Genomic DNA, 19,881 nt, shown 5'->3' on the forward strand with positions numbered 1-19,881 from the left:
CCTGCTTGTATAAAAAAAGCTGCCGGAAAACCAGCAGCTTCATTCTTTCCTTCATTCTTTTTATCGGATGTTCATCTCAGAAGGTTTAGGTCCTTTTCTTTCTCCGCGGTCTAATTTATTAATCGCATTCATATCCTCTGCCGTCAGTTCAAAATCGAATACATCAAAGTTTTCTTCGATTCTTGACGGTGTAACTGATTTTGGAATAACAATCGTATCGTTTTGTAAATGCCAGCGGATAATAACCTGGGCAGCTGTTTTATTGTGCTGCTCAGCTATTGATTGAATGGTTTCGTCCTTCAGCACTTCTTTTCCTTGCATTAGTGGACTCCACGCTTCAAGATGGATACCATTTTTGCGACAGAAATCTTTCAGTTCATTCTGAGCAAGATAAGGGTGGCATTCCACCTGGTTAACGGACGGTTTTACTTCACACTCTTCCATCAGGCGCTCCAGATGGTCAATATCAAAGTTACATACGCCGATCGCTTTTACCTTTCCATCCTTTTGCAGCTGTTCCAGTGCTTTATAGGTTTCTACATATTCATCATATTCAGGAGTCGGCCAATGGATTAGGTAAAGATCCACATACTCAAGACCCAGCTTATCCAGACTAGTCTCAAGCGCTTGAATGGTGTTGTTATATCCTTGATCGGTGTTCCATACCTTGGTCGTAATAAATAGTTCGTCACGGCCTAAACCACTTTGCTTAATAGCTTCGCCAACCTGTTCTTCATTTTTGTAAGCAGCTGCCGTATCTATATGACGATATCCTGTTTCAAGGGCTTTTGATACAGCGGCTACCGCGTCTTTCTGTTCTACTTGCCATACTCCAAATCCTAGCTGAGGCATTTCCACATTGCTATGAAGTGTCATGGTTTTCATAAAAAACTCCCTTTCTTATTAAAGGTTTACAGAGGCAGTGTAGCACAGATGGATTTCCAAATGCTTCTATTATGCTTACCTTAAAAGAAAGAGAGCCTTCTTAGTATTTATTATAGGCGGTTTGATAAACTTCTACTGATCTTTCATGACCGCAGGTTAGTTGATAGGCGAGTGTACCATCCTGCTCTTCCTTATCAATACTTTGACATGTCTTTGTTGTTATTTGCCCATTTCCGAGCTTGTCTCTTCGATTATCGTGTTTATAGTTAATCTCTTCCCCGTTAAAAGAAAGATCAATAAAAATGGGATCTCCCTCTGTGGTACGTCTCACAATGTTTACCTCGTCAATGGTTCCTTGCTGAACATTCTGAATAAAATCATCCAGCTCCTCAATAATTTCAACTGGTTTTTCTACAGCCTTATCCTCAGGTTCTTTTGTGTTGGTATCAGCAGAACTCTCCGCACTTTTCTCATCTTTACTATCCGTTTCCTTGTCTTCCTGCTCCGTCTTGACATTTTCCTGATCCTTGGAGCGATCAGCTCCCTCTTCGGTACTCTCAGCACAGCCGGTTAACAACAAAACAAGCAATAAAATCCTCCATATTTTCATGCTTGATCACCTCTACTTCATTAGACGAATCAAATGAATTTACGTTACAACCGGCTGCGAGAAGCTCAGCTTTTTAGCAAGGTAATCTGCCAACTGGATCCAGTTCCAATATTATAAGCATTCGCAAACGACCCCTGATTAATGGCTACACCTAAATTATCAAGTGAATTTACATACACTAAAGGCTCACCCTTATGAGTATCAGCAAAAGAACGACCAAAAGTCATCGAGTTACGATAAGCTTCTCTTCCATCGTAAGTTATCGTCACCTCCAGTGTATCTCCATAACCAACCCCAATTTGTTTGAAGAAATCACGGGGAATGTTGGTCCACAGGTTTCCAAAACGTATGTCCAGTATGTCGATGCTTCCAGCTGCATAATCACTTCCTATACTTGGTTCCTGAATAGGTAATTCCTCCAGTGACTTTAACGGTACTTCAGGACCTACTTCTTCAAACGAAATAACTCCAGAGGCAAGTCGTGCTCCTGTATAGGCATAAATGTCTCTTCCATGAAACGTATAAGACTCCCCTGACCTCGGAAGTCGATTAATAGTTTCATCAATTTCACGCGCCTGTACAATACCTTCTGTACGCTTAATATGCGTCAGTGTTCCGTTATCAGGAGTAATCACAAAGTGCCCTGCTCCTGTTTTTACTCCGAGACTTCTCCTCGTTGAACCTACACCGGGATCCACCACTGAAACAAAGACTGTGCCTTCCTTCCAGTATGAAATTGTCTGCCACAACCTATAGGAAGCTTCCCATATATTGAAAGGAGGGATGTCATGCGTTAAGTCAAAGATTGATAACCCCTCAGATACGGAATAGGCTACCCCGTGCATGGCGCTGACTGCCCCGTCACTTCTGCCAAAATCGGATTGTAGAACTAACGCTTGATTCATCGAATCCCGCCTCTTTTTTTAGTTATAAATTATTGATAGTTTATCCAAATCCTGCAGCAAAATCAACAAGTTTATCGTTACTGAAGACTTTCATAAATAAGTTCTTTATTAAATTTATAAAATGATTATCCTGCGTAACTAGAAGCAACAACCTAAATCATCAGCTTTTTAAGCCCTCATAACGACTCTTGAAGATAAGCTCCCTTTACTTGAAGACTTGATTTCGAGACTTTTGTGAGAATTTGGTCCTGCGGGGGACGATTTCGCTTTTCGCGGGCATGTGCTGAGCTTCCTCGGGCTTAAAGCCCTGCGGGATCTCACCGATCATGTTCATCCCGCAGAAGTCTTCATCGTCCCCCTTCGGACCTTGCCGAATTAGATGCTCGAAACCATTTAAGACGTCGACGGATTGATGAGAAAAAAGCATGTGATTATGAGGCTATTTCATGCTATAACGTTGTGGAATAGCATGTCTTAAAAGGATTTAGAACCGATAAGAAGGAGTACAATCTTTCCTATAAAAGCGTCCGTTATTCTTACTCGGCTGGGATGGTGGGGAAATGGCGAGACTCCCATGGGAGAAGGGACTAGGTGAGATCCCTTAGGGAGTGAAACGAGCGAGGAAGCTCACCGTTCCCCCATAGGAAAGCGAGTTATTTCCCCAACAGCCCTTCTTCACATACCGTAACGGACCCGAATTATCTCGAAACTGAGTCTTCCACTATTCGGCCCTATTGTTGAATAAGACTATGATGAAATAAAATTGGTAAATTGAGCCAGATAATAAAATAACCAAACGTTACGTTTAACGTTTGGCTTTCTTCTTAGGATATATAATAATCATGCGAAACATGATATAAATAAACAAGGAAAAAAATATTAGAGCGCTGAGTCCATTGGGAACCGGTGTGTTTTTTAAAAGGATACTCAAAACCAACGGCACGGTTGCCGCATATGCTGTCATCTTCCACAATTGCTGGTAAGTCAGCTTACGATCCAGCTGATTCGTCATGAGAAGAGCCGCACCTGCAAGAGCAGATACCCCCACAAGAATTAAAAATATAATCAGCATAGGATAGAAGACAAATACCTGTACCAGATAGAGGCCACGGGACACTTCCGTCAAGTTTGAGTCGAGACGTATAATCGTTCCAATCATATCCGGAAGAAACAGGACCGTCATTAAAATGAACAAGTACACGATCGTACTTGTAATTCCCTTCCGATTTAGACGGAACATCGCTTCCTTCTTAGGTAAACGTATACTATTCCATAATGAATCCAGAAACTCCATGTTATTCTCCTGCCTTAATCTGCATACACAGCAAGTTCTTCTTCAATCTTTGTACGGATTTTATCCAAAGCTTCTTCTGACGTTTTAGCGAAAACACGTGTGCCATTTACAATAGCATAAGGTCTGACTGCACACATGCCGCAGAAAGAAAGACATTCGTTCATGAGTACCGCCACTTCAGGGTATTCGGACTCAATAATGTCTTCAATATCAAGCTCTGTTATTAAGTTACCGTCACAAACTTCGACTACTACTACCCCCATGGTTAAATACTCCTTTCTGTAATGACTAAGATGATAATCCTAAAATTTCTCGTGCGTAACGTTCGTCCTGTTTCATCTCTTCTACCAGTGCATCCATTCCTTTAAAATCCACCTCATCCCGAAGGTGACGCAGGAATTTTACAGATACCGTCTGTTCGTAAACATCTCCTGAAAAATCCAGAACATATGCCTCCACTTTATAAGAATCACCGTTTACCGTTGGACGGTAACCGGCACTAATTAACGTATAATAATGTTCGGGAGCCTCCCGGTGAAGTTTAACCACTCCTAGATAGACAGCTGGTTTTACTTCTACATATTCCTTAATATCTCCCAAATTCAAAGTAGGAAACCCTAGTTCACGACCAAGCTGCTCCCCTTTTTCTACTACTCCTGTAATTTCTAAAGGACGCCCAAGCATGGATTGAACGGCTTCCATTTTTCCTTCTTGAACGAGAGACCGTATTCTTGTGCTGCTGATCTTTTCACCATTCATTTTTAGGTGAGGCACTATTTTCACAGGTACATTTATTTCCTTACAGATGTCAGTAAGCCCCTGTGCATCAGAACCTCTCCCCTTACCGAAGCGAAACCCCTCCCCGACAAGAATGTGCGAGATATTTAATTGACTTAAATGTTCGAAGACAAATTCTTCTGGAGAGGTTTTGGCGTACTCTTTTGTGAAATGAACATGATAGTAACGGTCCACTCCATATCCTTGAAGCAACCTTATTTTATCTTGATAAGAAGATAGAGATGAAGCATATTCAGGGTCTCCTTTTAGCACCCATTTAGGATGATCAGAAAATCCATAAACAGCAATTTTATCCTCAGAGGAAGCTAGTTTTTTTGCCTCATTCAGAAGGTGTTGGTGCCCAAGATGCATTCCGTCCATTTTACCGATTACTAATACGACAGGCTCTGAGTTTTGCGGCGGATGTGCCGTTACTTCAAATATCTCCATCTCCATTGCTCCCCTTTAGTATAATGATTAAACCTACTAATTATATAATACCATGTCCTATTTAAGCAACACTCGCTCTCATTTGCAACTGTTCTGCACGTGGTGTTTAATAATAGGCAAGAAGCTCTTACATAGGAGGTGATCTGATGATTGAGAAAGCTAGCCGGTTTGCTGCTGAAGCCCATAGAGGACAAAAGCGGAAAAATTCAAATACGGATTACTTCGTACACCCTGAACGAGTGGCAGATTCATTACTAAAGGCAGGATTCAGACAGGAAATAGTATGCGCGGGCTATCTTCATGACGTAGTAGAAGATACGTCTTATACACTGCAAGACATTGAAAAAGAATTTGGATTAGATGTTAAAGCTTTAGTCGAAGCTCACACCGAAGACAAAAGCAAATCCTGGCAAGAACGCAAAAGCCACACTATCCAATCTGTTAGAGAAGGTTCATTAGAGCTAAAAGCACTAATAGTGGCTGACAAACTAGATAATCTTCAATCGTTGATTACGGATTTAGAGGTGAATGGGGACAAGGTGTGGAGTAATTTTAACGCGGATTACAGACACCAGAAATGGTATTATCAATCTGTAGCAGAAGTGATGGAAGTTGGATTAAAGGAGAAGGATGTTCCGGCTTTTTTTAACACGTACCGGAAACTAGTTAAACAAACGTTTGATTAAACTCAGTGGGAAGGCCTGCGCTCCCCGTCCTTCCCACTGAGTTATAACATTACAGGGCGATAATAACTGTCGATAATTTCTTCATCGGAATGCGGAATTTCTTCTCCTCTTACAATCTGGGCATTGTTTATACAGCCACTAGTAAGAAGTATAATGTCGTTTTCTTTACCGAGTTCAAGAGACCTTTTTACTCCTTCAGCTCGGGTCTGGGCTGTATGAATATTAGGAGCTGCAGGTTCTTTGAACCCCGTCATTACCTGGTCGATGATGACCTGGGGATGGTGGTAGCCTGGATGATCAACAGTTACAACCACTTGATCGGCTTTTCCTTCAATCGCAGCAGCCATTTTGGGCATCTTATTAAAGTCCCGGATTCCAATACCGGCTATCATCACAATTAACTGGCGGTAATCCAGTTTCTTTACTTCCTCCAACAATCTTTCCAAAGCGACCGGAGTGTGAGCATAATCCAGAATAACTTTTTGGTTGTGCGGAGTTTGAATCACCTGGAATCTTCCTTCTGGCCCCTCAAGCTTTGGAAGAACGTTTAAAACTTCATCCAGCGTAAATCCAAGCAGCAGGGATGTTCCTATAGCGGACAGTACATTTGCAACATTATAGGTTCCATACACAGGTACATAAACCTTATTTGTAGTTCCATTGAAAGACAAATCAAAAATGGAACCTTCTTCAGTCACTTCAATATTTTCTGCATTAAGGTCAGCCTCGCTGTTTGATTGAATACTGTAGGTAATCATGTTTTCATCCTGGAGTTTTAAGAGGTCTTCTCCCATTCCATCGTCATCTATATTAACCACTTTGTGAACGGCTTGATGGAAGAGTCTCATCTTGCATTCTCTATAATGTTCAATGGTTTTATGATACTCGAGGTGTTCTTCTGAAAAATTAGTATGAATGGCTACATCAAACGTTATTCCTTCTACACGCTGTTGATCAAGGGCAATGGATGATACTTCCATAACTGCCGCATGGTCGCCTTCCTCCACTAAATCACGAAAGATATGATGCAAGTCTAAAGATTCGGGAGTGGTAGGAGTACTCTTTTTATAAACGAACCTTCTTTGGGACGACCAGATTCCCGTGGTTCCAATCGATCCCGTTCTCATGCCTAGAAGGGTTAATAGAGAACGAACATAGGCCGTTACTGTAGTCTTGCCATTTGTACCTGTTACCCCAATTGTTGTTAAACGTTCATCTGAATTGCCGAAGAAGAATTTTGAAAAGGAAGCCATGGCTTCTCTAACGTCTTCCACCACAATAAATGTACAATGAGGGTACATTTGACTATGCTCCAGAAATAACGATTCGTTCACGCCAATAATAAGTGATGCGCCATTTTGAACCGCTTCTTCTACATACTGATCTCCATTAAAGCTCTCTCCTTTGATACTGAAGAAAGCAAAATTCCTCTCTACTCGTTTGGAGTGAAAGGCCAGATGTACTACCTCCTGGTAATCAGGACCGTATATACGCTTTATATTCAAATGTTTGAATTGATCAAAATGTATCATCATAGTTGTTTCCTCACTCATAATATAATAGTTAGCGTCGTCAGATTTGCGTTAAAATATGTATGTTCTCTCTAATTGATTAACGGAAATAAACCCATCATCTTCCGGCCTTTAATACCCCTGTGCCCATACTAGATTAATTAAACCTTTTCCCTTATTTTAACGCAGGCAAACGCTTTTGACTTCTAATAAATGAAAAACAGGCACAACGCCCAGGTAATTCCCAAATAAACCCACCTCAGGTCATCCAAAATATGGATGACCTGAGGTGGGTTTATTTGCCTTATTTATTAGAATAAATCTGTATTCGATCGGAGAACTTAAATGGTAACAATCTGTTTAGAAAGAATAAAACATTGCCACAGCACCAAACTTGCTGCGGCATATTGATCAAGTCTCAACCTGCACGTCAGCTTCTTTATTTACTACAGAGGTTGAAACAGCTGATTTCGGCAGCATTACAGTTAAGCTGATGAGGGTGACAAGAATCGTAGCCCCCATATCTGACAAGATAGCTATCCATAGTGTAAGCCATCCAGGAATCGTTAGGAGCAGCGCGGCAAGCTTCAATCCTAAAGCAAGAGAAATATTAAGCTTAACGACTCGATTCACTTGCTTGGCAATTCTTATAGAACTTGGCAGTTTACCAAGGTGGTCCTGCATAAGGACAATATCTGCCGTCTCAATGGCACTATCGGTTCCTTTCCCCATAGCAATACCGAGATCAGCTGTAGCTAAAGCGGGAGCATCGTTAATTCCGTCTCCCACCATAGCAAGCTTTGTACCTTTACTTAATCTCTTTACTTGTTCTACTTTCTGCTCAGGAAGCAAACCAGCATATACATCGGTTACCCCAATCTCACCTGCTACTTTTTCAGCTGTTTTTTTGTGATCTCCTGTAAGCATAATCGTGTGCTTAATCCCCGCCAAGTGCAGTTCTTTAATCAGGGACTTACTTTCATTTCTTATCTCGTCGGCGATCCCGAATAATCCCAGAATCTCCTCTTCACTTGAAACAATGACCAGCGTATATCCTGCCTCTTTCAAAAACTCAATATCCTTTTGCTGTTCCTTGGATAGATCCAAGTGAGTAATCGTCTGTTCGCTTCCCATAAAGTAAGGGGCGTGATTAATTTCAGCGTAAATCCCTTTACCTGGCAGAGCTTCTACTTTCGAAGGCTCTTTTAATGCTGAGTTCTTAGCGTTAACTTCGGCCATCACGGCTTTGGCAATCGGATGGGAGGAATTCTTTTCAATCGAACCAGCTATTGTATAAAAGCGCTCTGGATCATATACTCTCGTGGTCTGGACCGTGGGTGCCCCTTTGGTCAATGTTCCTGTTTTATCAAAAGCTATGCTTTCTATTTTACCCAGCTGCTCTAGAAACACGCCTCCCTTTACCAATATCCCATTGCGGGCGTTTTTTGTAATTCCTGACACGATAGCAATGGGGGAAGATAAAATAAGCGCGCACGGGCAGCCAACAATTAGGACTGCAAGCCCCTGATAAAGTGCCGATCCCCATTCCATACTGAATAACAAAGGCGGTACAACCATAACCAGAAGGGAAATCAGCATGATCGCCGGAGTATAGTACTTAGCAAAGCGATTAATAAACAATTCGGTTGGAGTTTTCATTTCCTGTGCTTCTTCAACTAAATGTAATATTTTCGCTAAGGAGGAATCTTCATAAGCTCTCGTTATTTTCACTTTTAGAAGGCCTTCATTATTAATACTGCCTCCATACAATTTTTCACCCGACGCCTTTTCAACCGGCAATGATTCGCCGGTAATAGCCGATTCATTTACCGAACTAAACCCTTCTATCACGATTCCATCGGACGGGATCTTTTCACCAGCTTTTACAAGTACGACATCATTCTCTTCGAGGGATTCAATTGGTACAACTCTTTCGGATCCATTCTCAAGTATCAGAGTGGCTTGTTTGGGAGCCACTTTGAGCAGCTGTTCCATGGAATTTCTGGCCTTTTCCATTCCGAGACCTTCCAGGTATTCATTTAAACCGAATAGGATCGCTACAATTGTGGCTTCTCTCCACTCTCCAATAGCTACGGCTCCTACCAATGCAATGGTCATTAACGTATCAATATTGAATTTCAGCTTCACTAAATTTCTGGCACCTTTAATAAACGTCTGATAACCACTGAGAGCCATGGCAGCTACGTACATCATAATTAACACATAGCCTGAAACATAGCTTTGCAATAAAAACGTAAGTCCGAAGATCACACTTGATAGAAAAACCAGCATCTTCATATTGGAACCGTGAGAGTGATTATGATCGTGGTGACCTTTCTCTCCATGCTCGTTCGTTTCTATAAGCGAGGCTCCATCTGATTTTAATATTTGACGCACTTTATTTAAGTTTACTTGTTCATCGACGACAAGTTTACTTGAATTAAACTTCAGCTGTGCAGCGTCTCCGTGATCTAACTTTCTAATTTCACTTTCCATTTCGGCTGCACAATTTGCACAGGACAGCCCCTGGAGTTTGTATTCCTTCATTCTTTCCCTCTCCTTTAGTGATGTAGAGCGTGATTGATCGTTTGCTGAAGGACATTGATGACATGCTCATCATCATGAGAGTAAAATAGTGTTGTTCCTGCTCTTCTGTATTTAACTAGACGCAAATTCTTCAAAAATCTCAGCTGATGTGAAACGGTTGACTGTCTTAACTCTAATGTATCTGCAATTTGGTTAACGGACATCTCCTGTTCGCATAGAAGATGTAAGATGCGTATGCGTGTCGGGTCAGATAAAGCTTTAAACGTTTGGGAAACAACGAACAGTGTCTCCTCATCCAGCCCTTCCACTTCTTGCTTTTCCTTTTGATCTTCTTTCTTCGGTTCATTAACCATATGACTCTCCACCATCCTTATATGCACATATATTCATATATACATCTATCGTATGCAGGAATGTGTTTATTGTCAACCATGTTCTGCCCATGTTTATTCCACATTTTTATTGGGAATTATTCTTTTAGCACATGATGCTGCGTTAAATAAAAAACTATTCCAAACGTTTCTTATATTAAAGGAGGAATTTTATATGGCTAAGAAAGTATTAATGGTGCTTACTAATCATGATAAAATCACTGATGAGACACCTACAGGCGTATGGCTTTCTGAATTCGGAGAGGCTTACAACGAATTCAAACAACACGGTTATGAAGTAACGGTAGCAAGCCCGAACGGCGGAGTTGTACCTGTGGATCCAAACAGTGTAAGCGAAGATGAACCGCAGGAGATTTTAGATACAAAACCTCACCTGGAAGACACAGCACCAATCGCTGATTTTTCAGCTGAACAGTTTGACGCTGTTTTCTTGCCAGGCGGACATGGAACTATGTTCGATTTTCCTGATAATGAAACTCTTCAGAAACTGCTTCGTAACTTCTACGAAGCTGATAAATATGTAGCAGCCGTTTGTCACGGCCCTGCAGGACTTACAGGAGCTACTCTATCTAATGGCGAGCCACTGGTTAAAGGTAAACGTGTCAGTGCCTTCACGGACTCAGAAGAAGCTGAAACCACTCTTGATCAGTACATGCCTTTCCTATTGGAAAGTAAATTGAACGAGCTGGGTGCCACAGTTTCTTCAGGACCTAACTGGAGTACTCATTATGAAGTAGACGGTTACTTGATCACCGGTCAAAACCCTCAGTCTACTGAGGCTGTCGCAAAAGAACTTGTTAAGCAACTAGGTTAATAGTGGAGGAAGGCTGACATCCAAGCGGGATGTCAGCCTTCTTTATGTAGGGAAGCGCTCCCGGGAAGAGCGCTTCAAGAGTTACTCAGGTGTTATTTGTGGTGATGGCGGCCGCAAACACAGTCAAAAAGTCTGCGAACAAACAGGAAGTAGATAATTAACCAGAGTACAGCTAAAACTAGTACGACTACAAGTACAGGAACGGCTAGAGGGCCACCTGCAAATAAAGCGGCTGCTGCTATTCCCGCAAGAGCAACGGGCGCTAAAAAGAGTGTAAATATCGCTAACCCCAGTCCACCTGTACTTCTTAGTAGATCATGCATAGAGTTTCACCTCCTGCTACTATTCTATGTCGCAGAAAGGTTCTATCTTGTACAATTAACCAGTAAATGGAATAAAAAGGCTAGTATCTTGCAGTAGAAATAGAGTCGTATGGTAGAATGATTCGTACGAAGAAGGAGGGCTTGGATGAAGAAAAAATTAGACCACATCGGTATTGCCGTTCGAAATATAGAAGACAGCATCGCTTTTTATACGAATGAATTGGGTGGAACGTTAATCGACCGCTACCGAAGCGAAGCAGAAGGCGTGGAAAGTGAAATTGCCATCATTGATATTGATGGTGACAGGACTGAACTTCTCATGCCTACTAACAATACCACTTCCCCTATTGCCAGATTTATTAAGCAGAAAGGAAAAGGTGTCCATCATGTGGCCTATCATGTAGGAGATCTTGATCGAGCTTTGAAAGAACTTGAAACCAAAGGCATCCGCACACTAGAATGGTCACTTCGAACAAACAAGCATGGACGGCGTTTAATTTATTTAAATCCAGCCGATACAGAGGGAACTATCATTGAGTATTGTGATTATCCAGAACTAAAATCTTAGGTCAGATTCTTAATAAAATCGGGCAGAGTCTAACACTTTCTATAATCCTTTCAATCTACCCATTATTAATAAGGGCGAAAACAGGAAGCTTAACATGGTTATTCAAATGTTCCCCTCTCACCTTGTCTTAGCATAGTAAAAAAAGACCAAATCACATCGTGATTTGGTCTTTTTATCGCAAAATGTAAAAGATGTTTTCTCTAGTGAGAACGAACGTTGACCCCGTAGAATTGTCACTCATTCTAATGCATGATCTCTATCGCTTCTGAGAGATCATAATCAGCAGGGTCAAGCTCTGTTTCCTGACCTAGAGCAAGTTTAGCAAGTTCAGAGCCCAGAAATGGACCGGAAGTTAACCCAGATGCCCCGAGACCATTAGCGGCCAGCAGTCCGGGATGCTCTGGTACATAACCAAACACTGGAAGAAATCCAGGCGTAAATGGCCGGAATCCTACACGTGTCTCAAGAACGGAACTGTTATATAAGCCTGGAGCGTAGCTGAGTGTTTGGTCGAAGATTTCATGAATGGCTCCCGCAGTCGTCCGATTGTCAAATTCCGTATCATCTTCATGCGTGGATCCAGCGATAATTCTACCTCCGCCGAAAGCTAATAAATACTTATTGGTGGGAGGCATAACTACAGGCCATTCACTTGTATTTTTCTCAGCTAGTTTCAAATGGATAATTTGAGCCTTCTGGAACGTAACCTTAAAATCAATGCCTAAAGGAGTAAACAATTCTTTTGCCCACGCTCCTGCTGTCACGATCACTTGGTCGGCAGCATAGAACTGACTATCTACCTGGACACCTCTGATATCTTCCTTTTTATATACAAGAGAAGCTTCTCCTTTAACCAGAACAGCCCCATGCTTCTTGGCTGCATTAAGCAGAGCGTCTCTCATTAAGCGTCCATCCACTCGGGCCCCTCCACTTACATGTACCGCCCCATACTCCTCTGAAAGTACCGGAAAGAGCTTGTATGTTTCCGCAGGAGAAAGCCGAGTTACTTCTCCGATCTCAGGCGCATCTTCTCTCCGTTTTAACACTCTTTCTACCATCTTATCCAGCTTATCTTTATCGGTATGCAAACTGATCGCTCCGACTCTCTTGTAGCCTGTTTCTGCTTCTCCATCGTCCAGCAGCGACTGCACTAGTTCAGGATAATAATTAGCGCCTCCTCTGACAAGCTGATACCACTTTTTATTTCGACGCTGAGAAAGCCACGGGCATACAATCCCGGCAGCCGCTTCGGTAGCCTGTCCCTGATCTTCTCGGTCTATAATAGTCACCTCAGCCCCTGTTTTTGCTAAGTGATATGCCGTTGAAGCACCAAGAATTCCTGCACCTACCACAATATATCTAGTCACATCTAACACCCTGTTTCCTCTTAGATTCACTAATCAGTTATTTTACAACAGATGAGAAGGTGTCTCAAACGTGAATATACCAGAAAGATCAACTCTCTTTCTTCAAAGCAGGCAGCTTTGTAAACAGGACTGAGCACACGTGCTCCGTTAGCTATAACTTGCGAATGGACACATTTATTTTTGACTTTCAACTATGCTTGCAATATTCACAAAGATAACGGTAACACTGGTCTATGGTACTTACACAATCATGTACGTCTTCATTTTGTATTTCATATAGATTGAAATTATTTTTTGTGATTGTAAACGGGTGGATAGTGACCATACGGCAGTTATCATTGGAGAACCTTTGCAGTTCTAAATAAATAGGATCCCATTCATCTTCTACTATTTCAAACCAGCTGGCCTGCTCCATCTGACTCTCTCCTTTTACCAATTAAAACCCCTGTTAATTCACAATTAAGTACTTATATCTCTATCAAATAAACTCTACTTCCCACTGATTATTTACGTAGAGACCAATAACCTCTGCCTGATAGCCCCATGACTGGACAAGCTCTACCGATTGCTTAATCTGATCTACTTTTTCTTCTCTAGGAACAGGGTTTCCTGCACAGTCATGGTGACCTACGACTGCAATGACGTCAGAACCATGTTTATCACAGGAAATTCCTACTTTCGCCTGCATAGCTTCTAGATTTTCCTTTGATCCTTCAAGTAAATAACGAGTTGGTCCTGCTTCGGTAATCATATCTACGTATTCGGCATCGTACTTCTCCTTCATCCAATGGATGACTGGCAGCTGGACTCTTCCGTCCATGCAATTAATGGCTGTCACAAATTCTCTTTTGCTCATAACATTACCTCCTGATATTTATATTCATCTAATAGTTTATCAAATCTAGCCGTAAATGGATGATCCTTTTTTAAAAGTATAGAACAGGCTGACTACATTAAGGTCAGCTGTTCTAATTAAACGTTTTATAATAGTCATTATAACTGCTTACGAAGGTAATCGGCCAGTCCCATCGCGCAGACTTCAAAGTCTAAGCGTAATAATTCGAAAACGGGATGGTCTTCCGTTATGTTTTTTCCATTTAAATATTCCGCAATGCGTCTATGGAGCCGCTGCTCTATACCTGCGATTCCTTCGTTCTCGTTCCATGCTGTACGAGCTTCTTCCACAAAAATCGGAATCCACTCCATGACTTCGTCAAAAGCTTCTTCAGGATTTTCAGTTTTACCAAAGTGGCCGAAAAACAGCCGCTTCGGGTTCATTGCGCGAAAACGCTCAATCGATTGCTTCATCGCTTCCGGATCAAATTGATTCGGTGATGTCGTAGGGAGAAAAAAAGTTAAGCCCTTATGTTCAGTTTGATGATAGCGAATGCCTGCAGTATCTCCAGTGAAAATACCCTGGCTTTTTGAATCAAAGATTCCTAAGTGGTGTTTGGCGTGCCCGGGAGTATCATAAAAAGTTAAGCGTCGGTTCTTCTCAATATCCAGTGTCTCTCCATCCGCTTTCGTAACTATTTTTTCTTCAGGAACAGGAAGAATGGGATCAAACAGCTGATCAAATTTATCCCCATATACAGCACGGGCCCCCGCAATCAGCTTGGAAGGATCAACTAAGTGCCGTTTTCCCCTTTCGTGCACAATAACTTTAGCATTTGGGCATTCCTGAAGCAGCAAGCCAGCCCCACCTGCATGATCCAGATGGATGTGAGTTAAAATAATATACTCCACCTGTTCAGCGGCGAGGGATAAATCCTTCAAGCCTTCAAGAATTCTTGGTACAGAAGGGCTGGGACCTGTTTCTACTAAAGTAAGCTTCTCTGACTGTAAGACATATGTACCTGTGCGGCCTTCAAACCCTAAGTCAAACCCATCAATTAAATAGATATCGTTTCCTAGTTCTATCGGTGCTTTCTTGTCCAATGTCTCCACCTTACCTTTCCTTTTTCTACATTTTACTAAAATATGGATAGAATAACACCCTGGGTTCTGGATGTTTGTCACAAATTTTCCATAGGTGAATATCATGGTTTTGTGAGGAGTTGATTAACAGTGACAGACGAAAGGAATATGTACCAGCAGCCGTCTACCATGAAACCTACTGAAAGCCAGTGCGAACAACACAAGTATTACCACGTCATGGTTACACTTGAGGACGGGAGCACAGTGGATGGAATTATCATTGATGTGAGAAATGATAAAATCACCATGCTGATCAGTGAGGATGTCATGGTAGATGAAAAAGGTGAAGCTCAAAATTCAAGTTCAGACAATCGTCAATACGGTTATGGTGGTTATGGTCGAAGAAGAGCTCGTCGTTTCCGACGGTCTGTACTCCCTATTGCGGGATTAACTGCCCTTGCCCTTTTTCCTTACTTTACTCCTTATCCTTACTATCAGTATCCATATTATCCGTACTACTATTAATCGTGAACCAGGCGGAAATCAGGGAATCTCTCCAAGTCTCCTCCCTGACTTCCGGAAAAATTAAACCACCTCAGGTCATCCATAAAATGGATGACCTGAGGTGGAATTTTTTGGATTCAGATTGCTTTTATCCGAAGATGGTTTTTTCAATTTGTTTCATTTCATAGAAGTAGCCTTGTTTTTGCATCAATTCGCGGTAAGTTCCTTTTTCCACTATCGTACCTTCATCCATCACAATAATCTGATCCATGACTTCAAGACCTGTAAGACGGTGACTAACCAGGATCAGAGTATCTCCCTCTGCCTGATTAAATAAACGTTCATAAATTTTCTGTTCAGTTAAAGCATCTATAGAAGAAGTAGGCTCATCCAGTATCCAGAGTGGTTCTCCTTTCAGCAACGCCCGTGCAATTGCCAGACGCTGTTTTTCTCCCCCAGAGAGATTTTCCCCCTTCTCAAAAACGGGATAGTCCAACTGGAAAGAACCAAGCTCTACGTCACGGAGGGCGTCCAGCATTTGCTCATCCGTCAGGTCATCTTTAGCTAATTGCAGGTTCTCCCGAACAGTACCATAAAAGAAGTGGTTTTCCTGCAGCACGACATTGCTTTTGCTCCAAACACTCTCTTGATCAATACGATCCAATGGGTGGTCATTTAAATGAATTTCCCCCTGGTCGGGGATATGAATTTTTAATAGCAGCTGCAGTAATGTTGATTTACCTGACCCACTTGGACCGACGAGAGCGGTCTTGGAACCGGCTGGAATCTTCAAATTTACTTGCTGCAAAGTCTGCCGCTCTTCCTCAGGAAAACGAAAATCTACGCTGCTCAATTCAAATCCGTATGACTCCCCGCCGTCCAGATGCAGGCTTCCATGATCCTCCATCATTTCATCGCCTATTGAAAATAGTCGTCCGGAAGCACGTTTACTGTCTTCTAAGTGACTCGGAAGGACGGCCATGGGTGTAGCATTTTCAAATACCGTCAGCGAAATCATCACTAGCATCGCTAAAAACAAGCCATTTAAGTCGCCTCGCGCAACTAGATAAGCTCCCAGTCCCAATACCACCCAGGAGATTAGTAAAGACACCAGCGTATTAACGGAATGGCTGAAGATTCTCTGCATACCTTCCCGCTCCTGTTCTCTAATATAAGAAGCAGAGGATTCATGCAGCCGCTCCTCTTTAGTCTCCAATTGCTGATAAATTTTCAAGTCACGGAATCCATAAAGAAATTCCGTTACATCTATCGATAATTCTCCTCGCGATTCCCTTACTCTATTTTCAATCGTTCTCTGCCGTAAAGAAAATAAATAGGGAACAAACACTCCTGTAAGGACCAGCCCAAGAAGCAATACGATTGCAATTGACGTAGAAAAGATCGACGTAAACACAATCGTACTTAAAAAGATGACCACGAGAACTACCGGTGGATAATAGACCCTTAAGAAAAAGTTCTGCAGGCTTTCCACATCTCCCACAATCCGAGCCAGTAGATCACCACTCCTGTATTTTTGAAAAACACGCGGAGCATAAGGTTCAAGCTTTTCAAAAAAAGCCACTCGAATATTACTTAGCATCGTGAAAGTCGCGCGGTGGGAATAGTAACGCTCAGCGTAACGTCCCAAAGCCCTTGCAAATCCAAATAATTTCAAAAAGGCAATCAGCACCGTGAGCGCATATAGAGGCGGCACAAGAGCGGCTCTAGAAATCAAATAGCCACTTGAGGCAAAAAGACCGACAGCCGCCATTCCAGCTAAAAAACCAAACAAAATTGATAACAGAACATCTTTTTTCTCCATTGCCACAAGCTTTATCAGTTGGCTGATGTCTTTCATGCTGGCGTTCCTCCTTGCTGAAGCCGGACCATCTCTCTATATTCCGGATGGTTCTCCAATAATACTTCATGAGGTCCTAAAGCAGACAGATTCCCCTGATCTAAGAACAAGATCTGGTCGGCGTTTTTGATCGTGTGAAGACGATGCGCTACTGTAATAACGGTTGACGTTTTAGAGAGCTCCTTCATAGATTCCTGCAAGATGCGCTCCGTCTTTAAATCAAGTCCCGTGGTGGGTTCATCGAAAAGGATAACCGAAGGGCGCTTTAAAAAAGCTCTGGCGATGGCAAGTCTCTGCTTTTCCCCCCCTGAAAGTCCGCGGCCTGCCTCTCCAACAGGCGTTTCATAGCCGCGCTCCAGAGATTCAATAAGCTCTGCAATTCCCGCTCTCTGAGCAGCAGCTTTAATGTCATTCATTGAGTGATTACCACGTCCGCCAATCGCAATATTTTCAGCAATGGTTCCCGAGAATAAATAAGGATGCTGAGAAATATAACTGACTTCCTTAAACCATTCGTGCTCCTGGTAAAAGGAAAGAGCTTCCCCATTTACTTTCACTCGCCCCTCTGAAGGCTGGATCAGCCCAGCTATCACATGAAGCAAGGTAGATTTACCTGAACCGCTTCTCCCGACAATCGCGGTTTGTGAATATGCGGGAATCGTTGCCTGAATATTTTCCAGTGCAAATAACCCCTCTTCTTTTCCATAGCTGAATTGCACATGATCAAGTTCTAAAGATGGAGGCTTAGACCCTGCAGATAGTTTGCCTTCTCCCCACTCTACATAAGATTCCGTTTCATTCAGCTCCTCTGTCAGCTGATTGGCAGCACCCGAACTTCCACGTCCTGTATGAAATGCACTGCCGAAATCTTTAAGAGTTAAGTAAAATTCAGGGGCTAATACCAAAATGAAAAAAGCAGAGAAAAACGGAACGCTTTCATATACCACCAAACGAATGGCAATTTCCAGTGCAATCAGACCAATGCTGAGCATGGATATAAACTCAAGCATAAGCGATGAAATGAAGGCTACCTTCAGAACACCCATCGTAGCATCCCGAAAGCCGAGGCTGCTCTTTTCTATTTCATCTTTCTGCTTCTGAGCTCTTCCAAATAGCTTTAACGTCGTTAAGCCTTGAAGCGTATCCAGGAACTTACCGGAGAAAGCGGAAAGTTTCTCCATTTGTTCTTCTGACTTTTTCTTCGTCATCACTCCAACAATTGCCATAAAAAAAGGAATAAACGGAGCGGTAATAAGCATGATAAGTCCGGAGTAAATATGCTGCGTAAACACCACAATGAGAATCATAAGCGGAATCACAGCCGTCTGAATCATTTGCGGTACGTAATTACTAAAATAGCCGTCTATTTCGTCTACTGAATCCATAAGTACACTTACTTTACGACCCGACTGCCCTTTCAGAGATGCTTGAATAGGATTTCTTGAAAATTTTTGTATGATAGCCTGACGGTAGTGACTCTTTGCACGGGCGGCCATTTTCACACCGGTTCGACCATGGAGCCACGTAAACCCTGCCCGTCCAGCCAGCACAAGTAAAAGTCCAGCGAGCAGCGGAACAATGTCCTGAAACGATTGCTGCTCTAAAAAGATACGGTCCACAATGGCTACAAAAAAGTAAGCCTGTCCTATGATCGTTCCACCAATGATAAGAGAAATGATGAACAAAGCCAGAATCACTTTTCTTTGACCAAAGGCTAATTTGCTCAAATGTTTCATCTATATGAACTCCTAACTGAAGCTATTTGTGAATTAATTCACACATTAATTTCATTATAATGCATCCTGTTCCAAACTTCTAAGGATAGAACTGATGAATTTATGACAATTTCTATTCATTTTTTCCTTATCATTCGCGTCACATACCCTCGAAAGTCTGGACTAACCTTCAGAATCGACGCACTTTAAGAAATCTCTGATTTCCTTCCTGCTTTTTAAAGCAATTATCTTTTTATCAGGGCTCATGCTTTGAAAAGCTTCCAGCCTCTTTTTCATTTTTTTCTTACGAGGGTGATAGGTGGTAACAATGAACTTAATAAATTCAAGATCCAGCTTCTCTTCACACCCCTCCCCCATGTCTGCACGCGTTTTTCCGCGGTGGAGCCACCACCTTTTAATGACACGGTAGAGACAAAGAAGAAGCGGAAGCTCCAGGTAAATAATAGTATCTGCATGGGAAGCCCTCAGGTCGTAGGTCGAACTATAATTCCCTTCAATAATCCAGGAGTCCCTTTCCACAACTTCCTCCTGCTTGCTTTTAAATTCTGGGAATCCTGCTTCAATCCAGCCTGGTTTCCAGTAAAAAGCATCTAGATGATAAACCCTTATATTTAGCTGGTCTCCCAACTGTCTGGCAAAGGTGGATTTTCCTGCTCCTGCAGAAATTCCCATCACCATAATCCGTTTCAATCCTTTCCCCTCCGTTCATAAACCGAATAATTTTCTAACGATTCCAT

General features: G+C 42.2%; 21 protein-coding genes. 4 read left to right on the forward strand and 17 right to left on the reverse strand.

Features of this window, described 5'->3' with window-relative positions:
• Nucleotides 1-60 precede the first annotated feature (60 nt).
• From LCM11_RS17370 to LCM11_RS17395, 6 genes are all read right to left on the reverse strand, one after another.
• Entirely contained in the window at nt 61-885 is an 825-nt protein-coding gene (locus tag LCM11_RS17370; RefSeq protein ID WP_224895558.1) for an aldo/keto reductase, read from the reverse strand.
• A gap of 100 nt (nt 886-985) precedes the next feature.
• Nucleotides 986-1,495, reverse strand: coding sequence for a DUF4362 domain-containing protein (locus tag LCM11_RS17375; RefSeq protein ID WP_224895559.1), 510 nt, complete (start codon nt 1,493-1,495; stop codon nt 986-988).
• A 65-nt stretch (nt 1,496-1,560) separates the two neighbouring features.
• Nucleotides 1,561-2,400: an S-adenosyl-l-methionine hydroxide adenosyltransferase family protein gene (locus tag LCM11_RS17380; RefSeq protein WP_224895560.1), complete on the reverse strand. Its 840-nt coding sequence runs from the start codon at nt 2,398-2,400 to the stop codon at nt 1,561-1,563.
• An 805-nt stretch (nt 2,401-3,205) separates the two neighbouring features.
• A complete protein-coding gene (locus LCM11_RS17385; RefSeq protein WP_224895561.1) occupies nt 3,206-3,694 on the reverse strand; it encodes a DUF1189 family protein in 489 nt (162 codons plus the stop codon).
• A gap of 14 nt (nt 3,695-3,708) precedes the next feature.
• Nucleotides 3,709-3,957 carry a YuzB family protein gene (locus LCM11_RS17390; RefSeq protein ID WP_014641494.1) on the reverse strand — a complete coding sequence of 83 codons (249 nt, stop codon included), beginning with the start codon at nt 3,955-3,957 and terminating at the stop codon, nt 3,709-3,711.
• 25 nt (nt 3,958-3,982) lie between these two features.
• Nucleotides 3,983-4,921, reverse strand: coding sequence for a bifunctional riboflavin kinase/FAD synthetase (locus LCM11_RS17395; RefSeq protein WP_224895562.1), 939 nt, complete (start codon nt 4,919-4,921; stop codon nt 3,983-3,985).
• Nucleotides 4,922-5,067: 146 nt separating this feature from the next.
• Here LCM11_RS17395 and LCM11_RS17400 point away from each other — a divergent pair, with 146 nt between their 5' ends.
• Nucleotides 5,068-5,607, forward strand: a complete 540-nt coding sequence (locus LCM11_RS17400; RefSeq protein WP_224895563.1) for an HD domain-containing protein — start codon at nt 5,068-5,070, stop codon at nt 5,605-5,607.
• A 41-nt stretch (nt 5,608-5,648) separates the two neighbouring features.
• Here LCM11_RS17400 and LCM11_RS17405 read toward each other — a convergent pair whose 3' ends face one another.
• The 3 genes from LCM11_RS17405 to LCM11_RS17415 form a co-directional block, all read right to left on the reverse strand.
• A complete protein-coding gene (locus LCM11_RS17405; RefSeq protein WP_224895564.1) occupies nt 5,649-7,142 on the reverse strand; it encodes a UDP-N-acetylmuramoyl-L-alanyl-D-glutamate--2,6-diaminopimelate ligase in 1,494 nt (497 codons plus the stop codon).
• A gap of 387 nt (nt 7,143-7,529) precedes the next feature.
• Nucleotides 7,530-9,665 (reverse strand): heavy metal translocating P-type ATPase, encoded by a 2,136-nt coding sequence (locus LCM11_RS17410; protein ID WP_224895565.1) that lies wholly within the window; start codon nt 9,663-9,665, stop codon nt 7,530-7,532.
• 14 nt (nt 9,666-9,679) lie between these two features.
• Nucleotides 9,680-10,018, reverse strand: a complete 339-nt coding sequence (locus tag LCM11_RS17415; RefSeq protein ID WP_224895566.1) for an ArsR/SmtB family transcription factor — start codon at nt 10,016-10,018, stop codon at nt 9,680-9,682.
• 193 nt (nt 10,019-10,211) lie between these two features.
• Between LCM11_RS17415 and LCM11_RS17420 the strand changes: the two genes are divergently transcribed.
• Entirely contained in the window at nt 10,212-10,871 is a 660-nt protein-coding gene (locus LCM11_RS17420) for a type 1 glutamine amidotransferase domain-containing protein (RefSeq protein WP_224895567.1), read from the forward strand.
• A 92-nt stretch (nt 10,872-10,963) separates the two neighbouring features.
• On the opposite strand, the gene LCM11_RS17425 is transcribed toward LCM11_RS17420, so the two are convergent.
• Nucleotides 10,964-11,194, reverse strand: coding sequence for a hypothetical protein (locus LCM11_RS17425; protein WP_224895568.1), 231 nt, complete (start codon nt 11,192-11,194; stop codon nt 10,964-10,966).
• A 145-nt stretch (nt 11,195-11,339) separates the two neighbouring features.
• Between LCM11_RS17425 and LCM11_RS17430 the strand changes: the two genes are divergently transcribed.
• Nucleotides 11,340-11,762, forward strand: a complete 423-nt coding sequence (locus tag LCM11_RS17430; RefSeq protein WP_224895569.1) for a VOC family protein — start codon at nt 11,340-11,342, stop codon at nt 11,760-11,762.
• Between the two features lie 242 nt (nt 11,763-12,004).
• Here LCM11_RS17430 and LCM11_RS17435 read toward each other — a convergent pair whose 3' ends face one another.
• The 4 genes from LCM11_RS17435 to LCM11_RS17450 all read right to left on the reverse strand — a co-directional run bounded on the left by LCM11_RS17435 (nt 12,005) and on the right by LCM11_RS17450 (nt 15,067).
• Entirely contained in the window at nt 12,005-13,129 is a 1,125-nt protein-coding gene (locus LCM11_RS17435) for an NAD(P)/FAD-dependent oxidoreductase (RefSeq protein WP_224895570.1), read from the reverse strand.
• Nucleotides 13,130-13,316: 187 nt separating this feature from the next.
• A complete protein-coding gene (locus LCM11_RS17440; RefSeq protein WP_224895571.1) occupies nt 13,317-13,544 on the reverse strand; it encodes a hypothetical protein in 228 nt (75 codons plus the stop codon).
• Between the two features lie 63 nt (nt 13,545-13,607).
• Entirely contained in the window at nt 13,608-13,985 is a 378-nt protein-coding gene (locus LCM11_RS17445; RefSeq protein ID WP_224895572.1) for a carbonic anhydrase, read from the reverse strand.
• Between the two features lie 137 nt (nt 13,986-14,122).
• A complete protein-coding gene (locus LCM11_RS17450) occupies nt 14,123-15,067 on the reverse strand; it encodes an MBL fold metallo-hydrolase (RefSeq protein WP_224895573.1) in 945 nt (314 codons plus the stop codon).
• Between the two features lie 129 nt (nt 15,068-15,196).
• Here LCM11_RS17450 and LCM11_RS17455 point away from each other — a divergent pair, with 129 nt between their 5' ends.
• The gene (locus LCM11_RS17455; RefSeq protein ID WP_224895574.1) at nt 15,197-15,571 is read left to right on the forward strand and encodes a hypothetical protein; all 375 of its coding nucleotides are present in this window, start codon (nt 15,197-15,199) and stop codon (nt 15,569-15,571) included.
• A gap of 127 nt (nt 15,572-15,698) precedes the next feature.
• Here the strand turns inward: LCM11_RS17455 and cydC are convergent, their stop codons facing one another.
• From cydC to LCM11_RS17470, 3 genes are all read right to left on the reverse strand, one after another.
• Nucleotides 15,699-17,408 carry a thiol reductant ABC exporter subunit CydC gene (gene cydC, locus LCM11_RS17460; protein ID WP_224895575.1) on the reverse strand — a complete coding sequence of 570 codons (1,710 nt, stop codon included), beginning with the start codon at nt 17,406-17,408 and terminating at the stop codon, nt 15,699-15,701.
• On the reverse strand, nt 17,405-19,144 hold the full coding sequence (gene cydD / locus LCM11_RS17465) for a thiol reductant ABC exporter subunit CydD (protein WP_224895576.1): 1,740 nt from the start codon (nt 19,142-19,144) through the stop codon (nt 17,405-17,407). The genes cydC and cydD overlap by 4 nt, the downstream gene beginning before the upstream one ends.
• 162 nt (nt 19,145-19,306) lie before the next feature.
• Nucleotides 19,307-19,834 (reverse strand): topology modulation protein, encoded by a 528-nt coding sequence (locus LCM11_RS17470; protein ID WP_224895577.1) that lies wholly within the window; start codon nt 19,832-19,834, stop codon nt 19,307-19,309.
• Between the last annotated feature and the right edge of the window lie 47 nt (nt 19,835-19,881).

Source organism: Halobacillus halophilus (assembly GCF_020171985.1).
Classification (GTDB): domain Bacteria; phylum Bacillota; class Bacilli; order Bacillales; family Halobacillaceae; genus Halobacillus; species Halobacillus halophilus_A.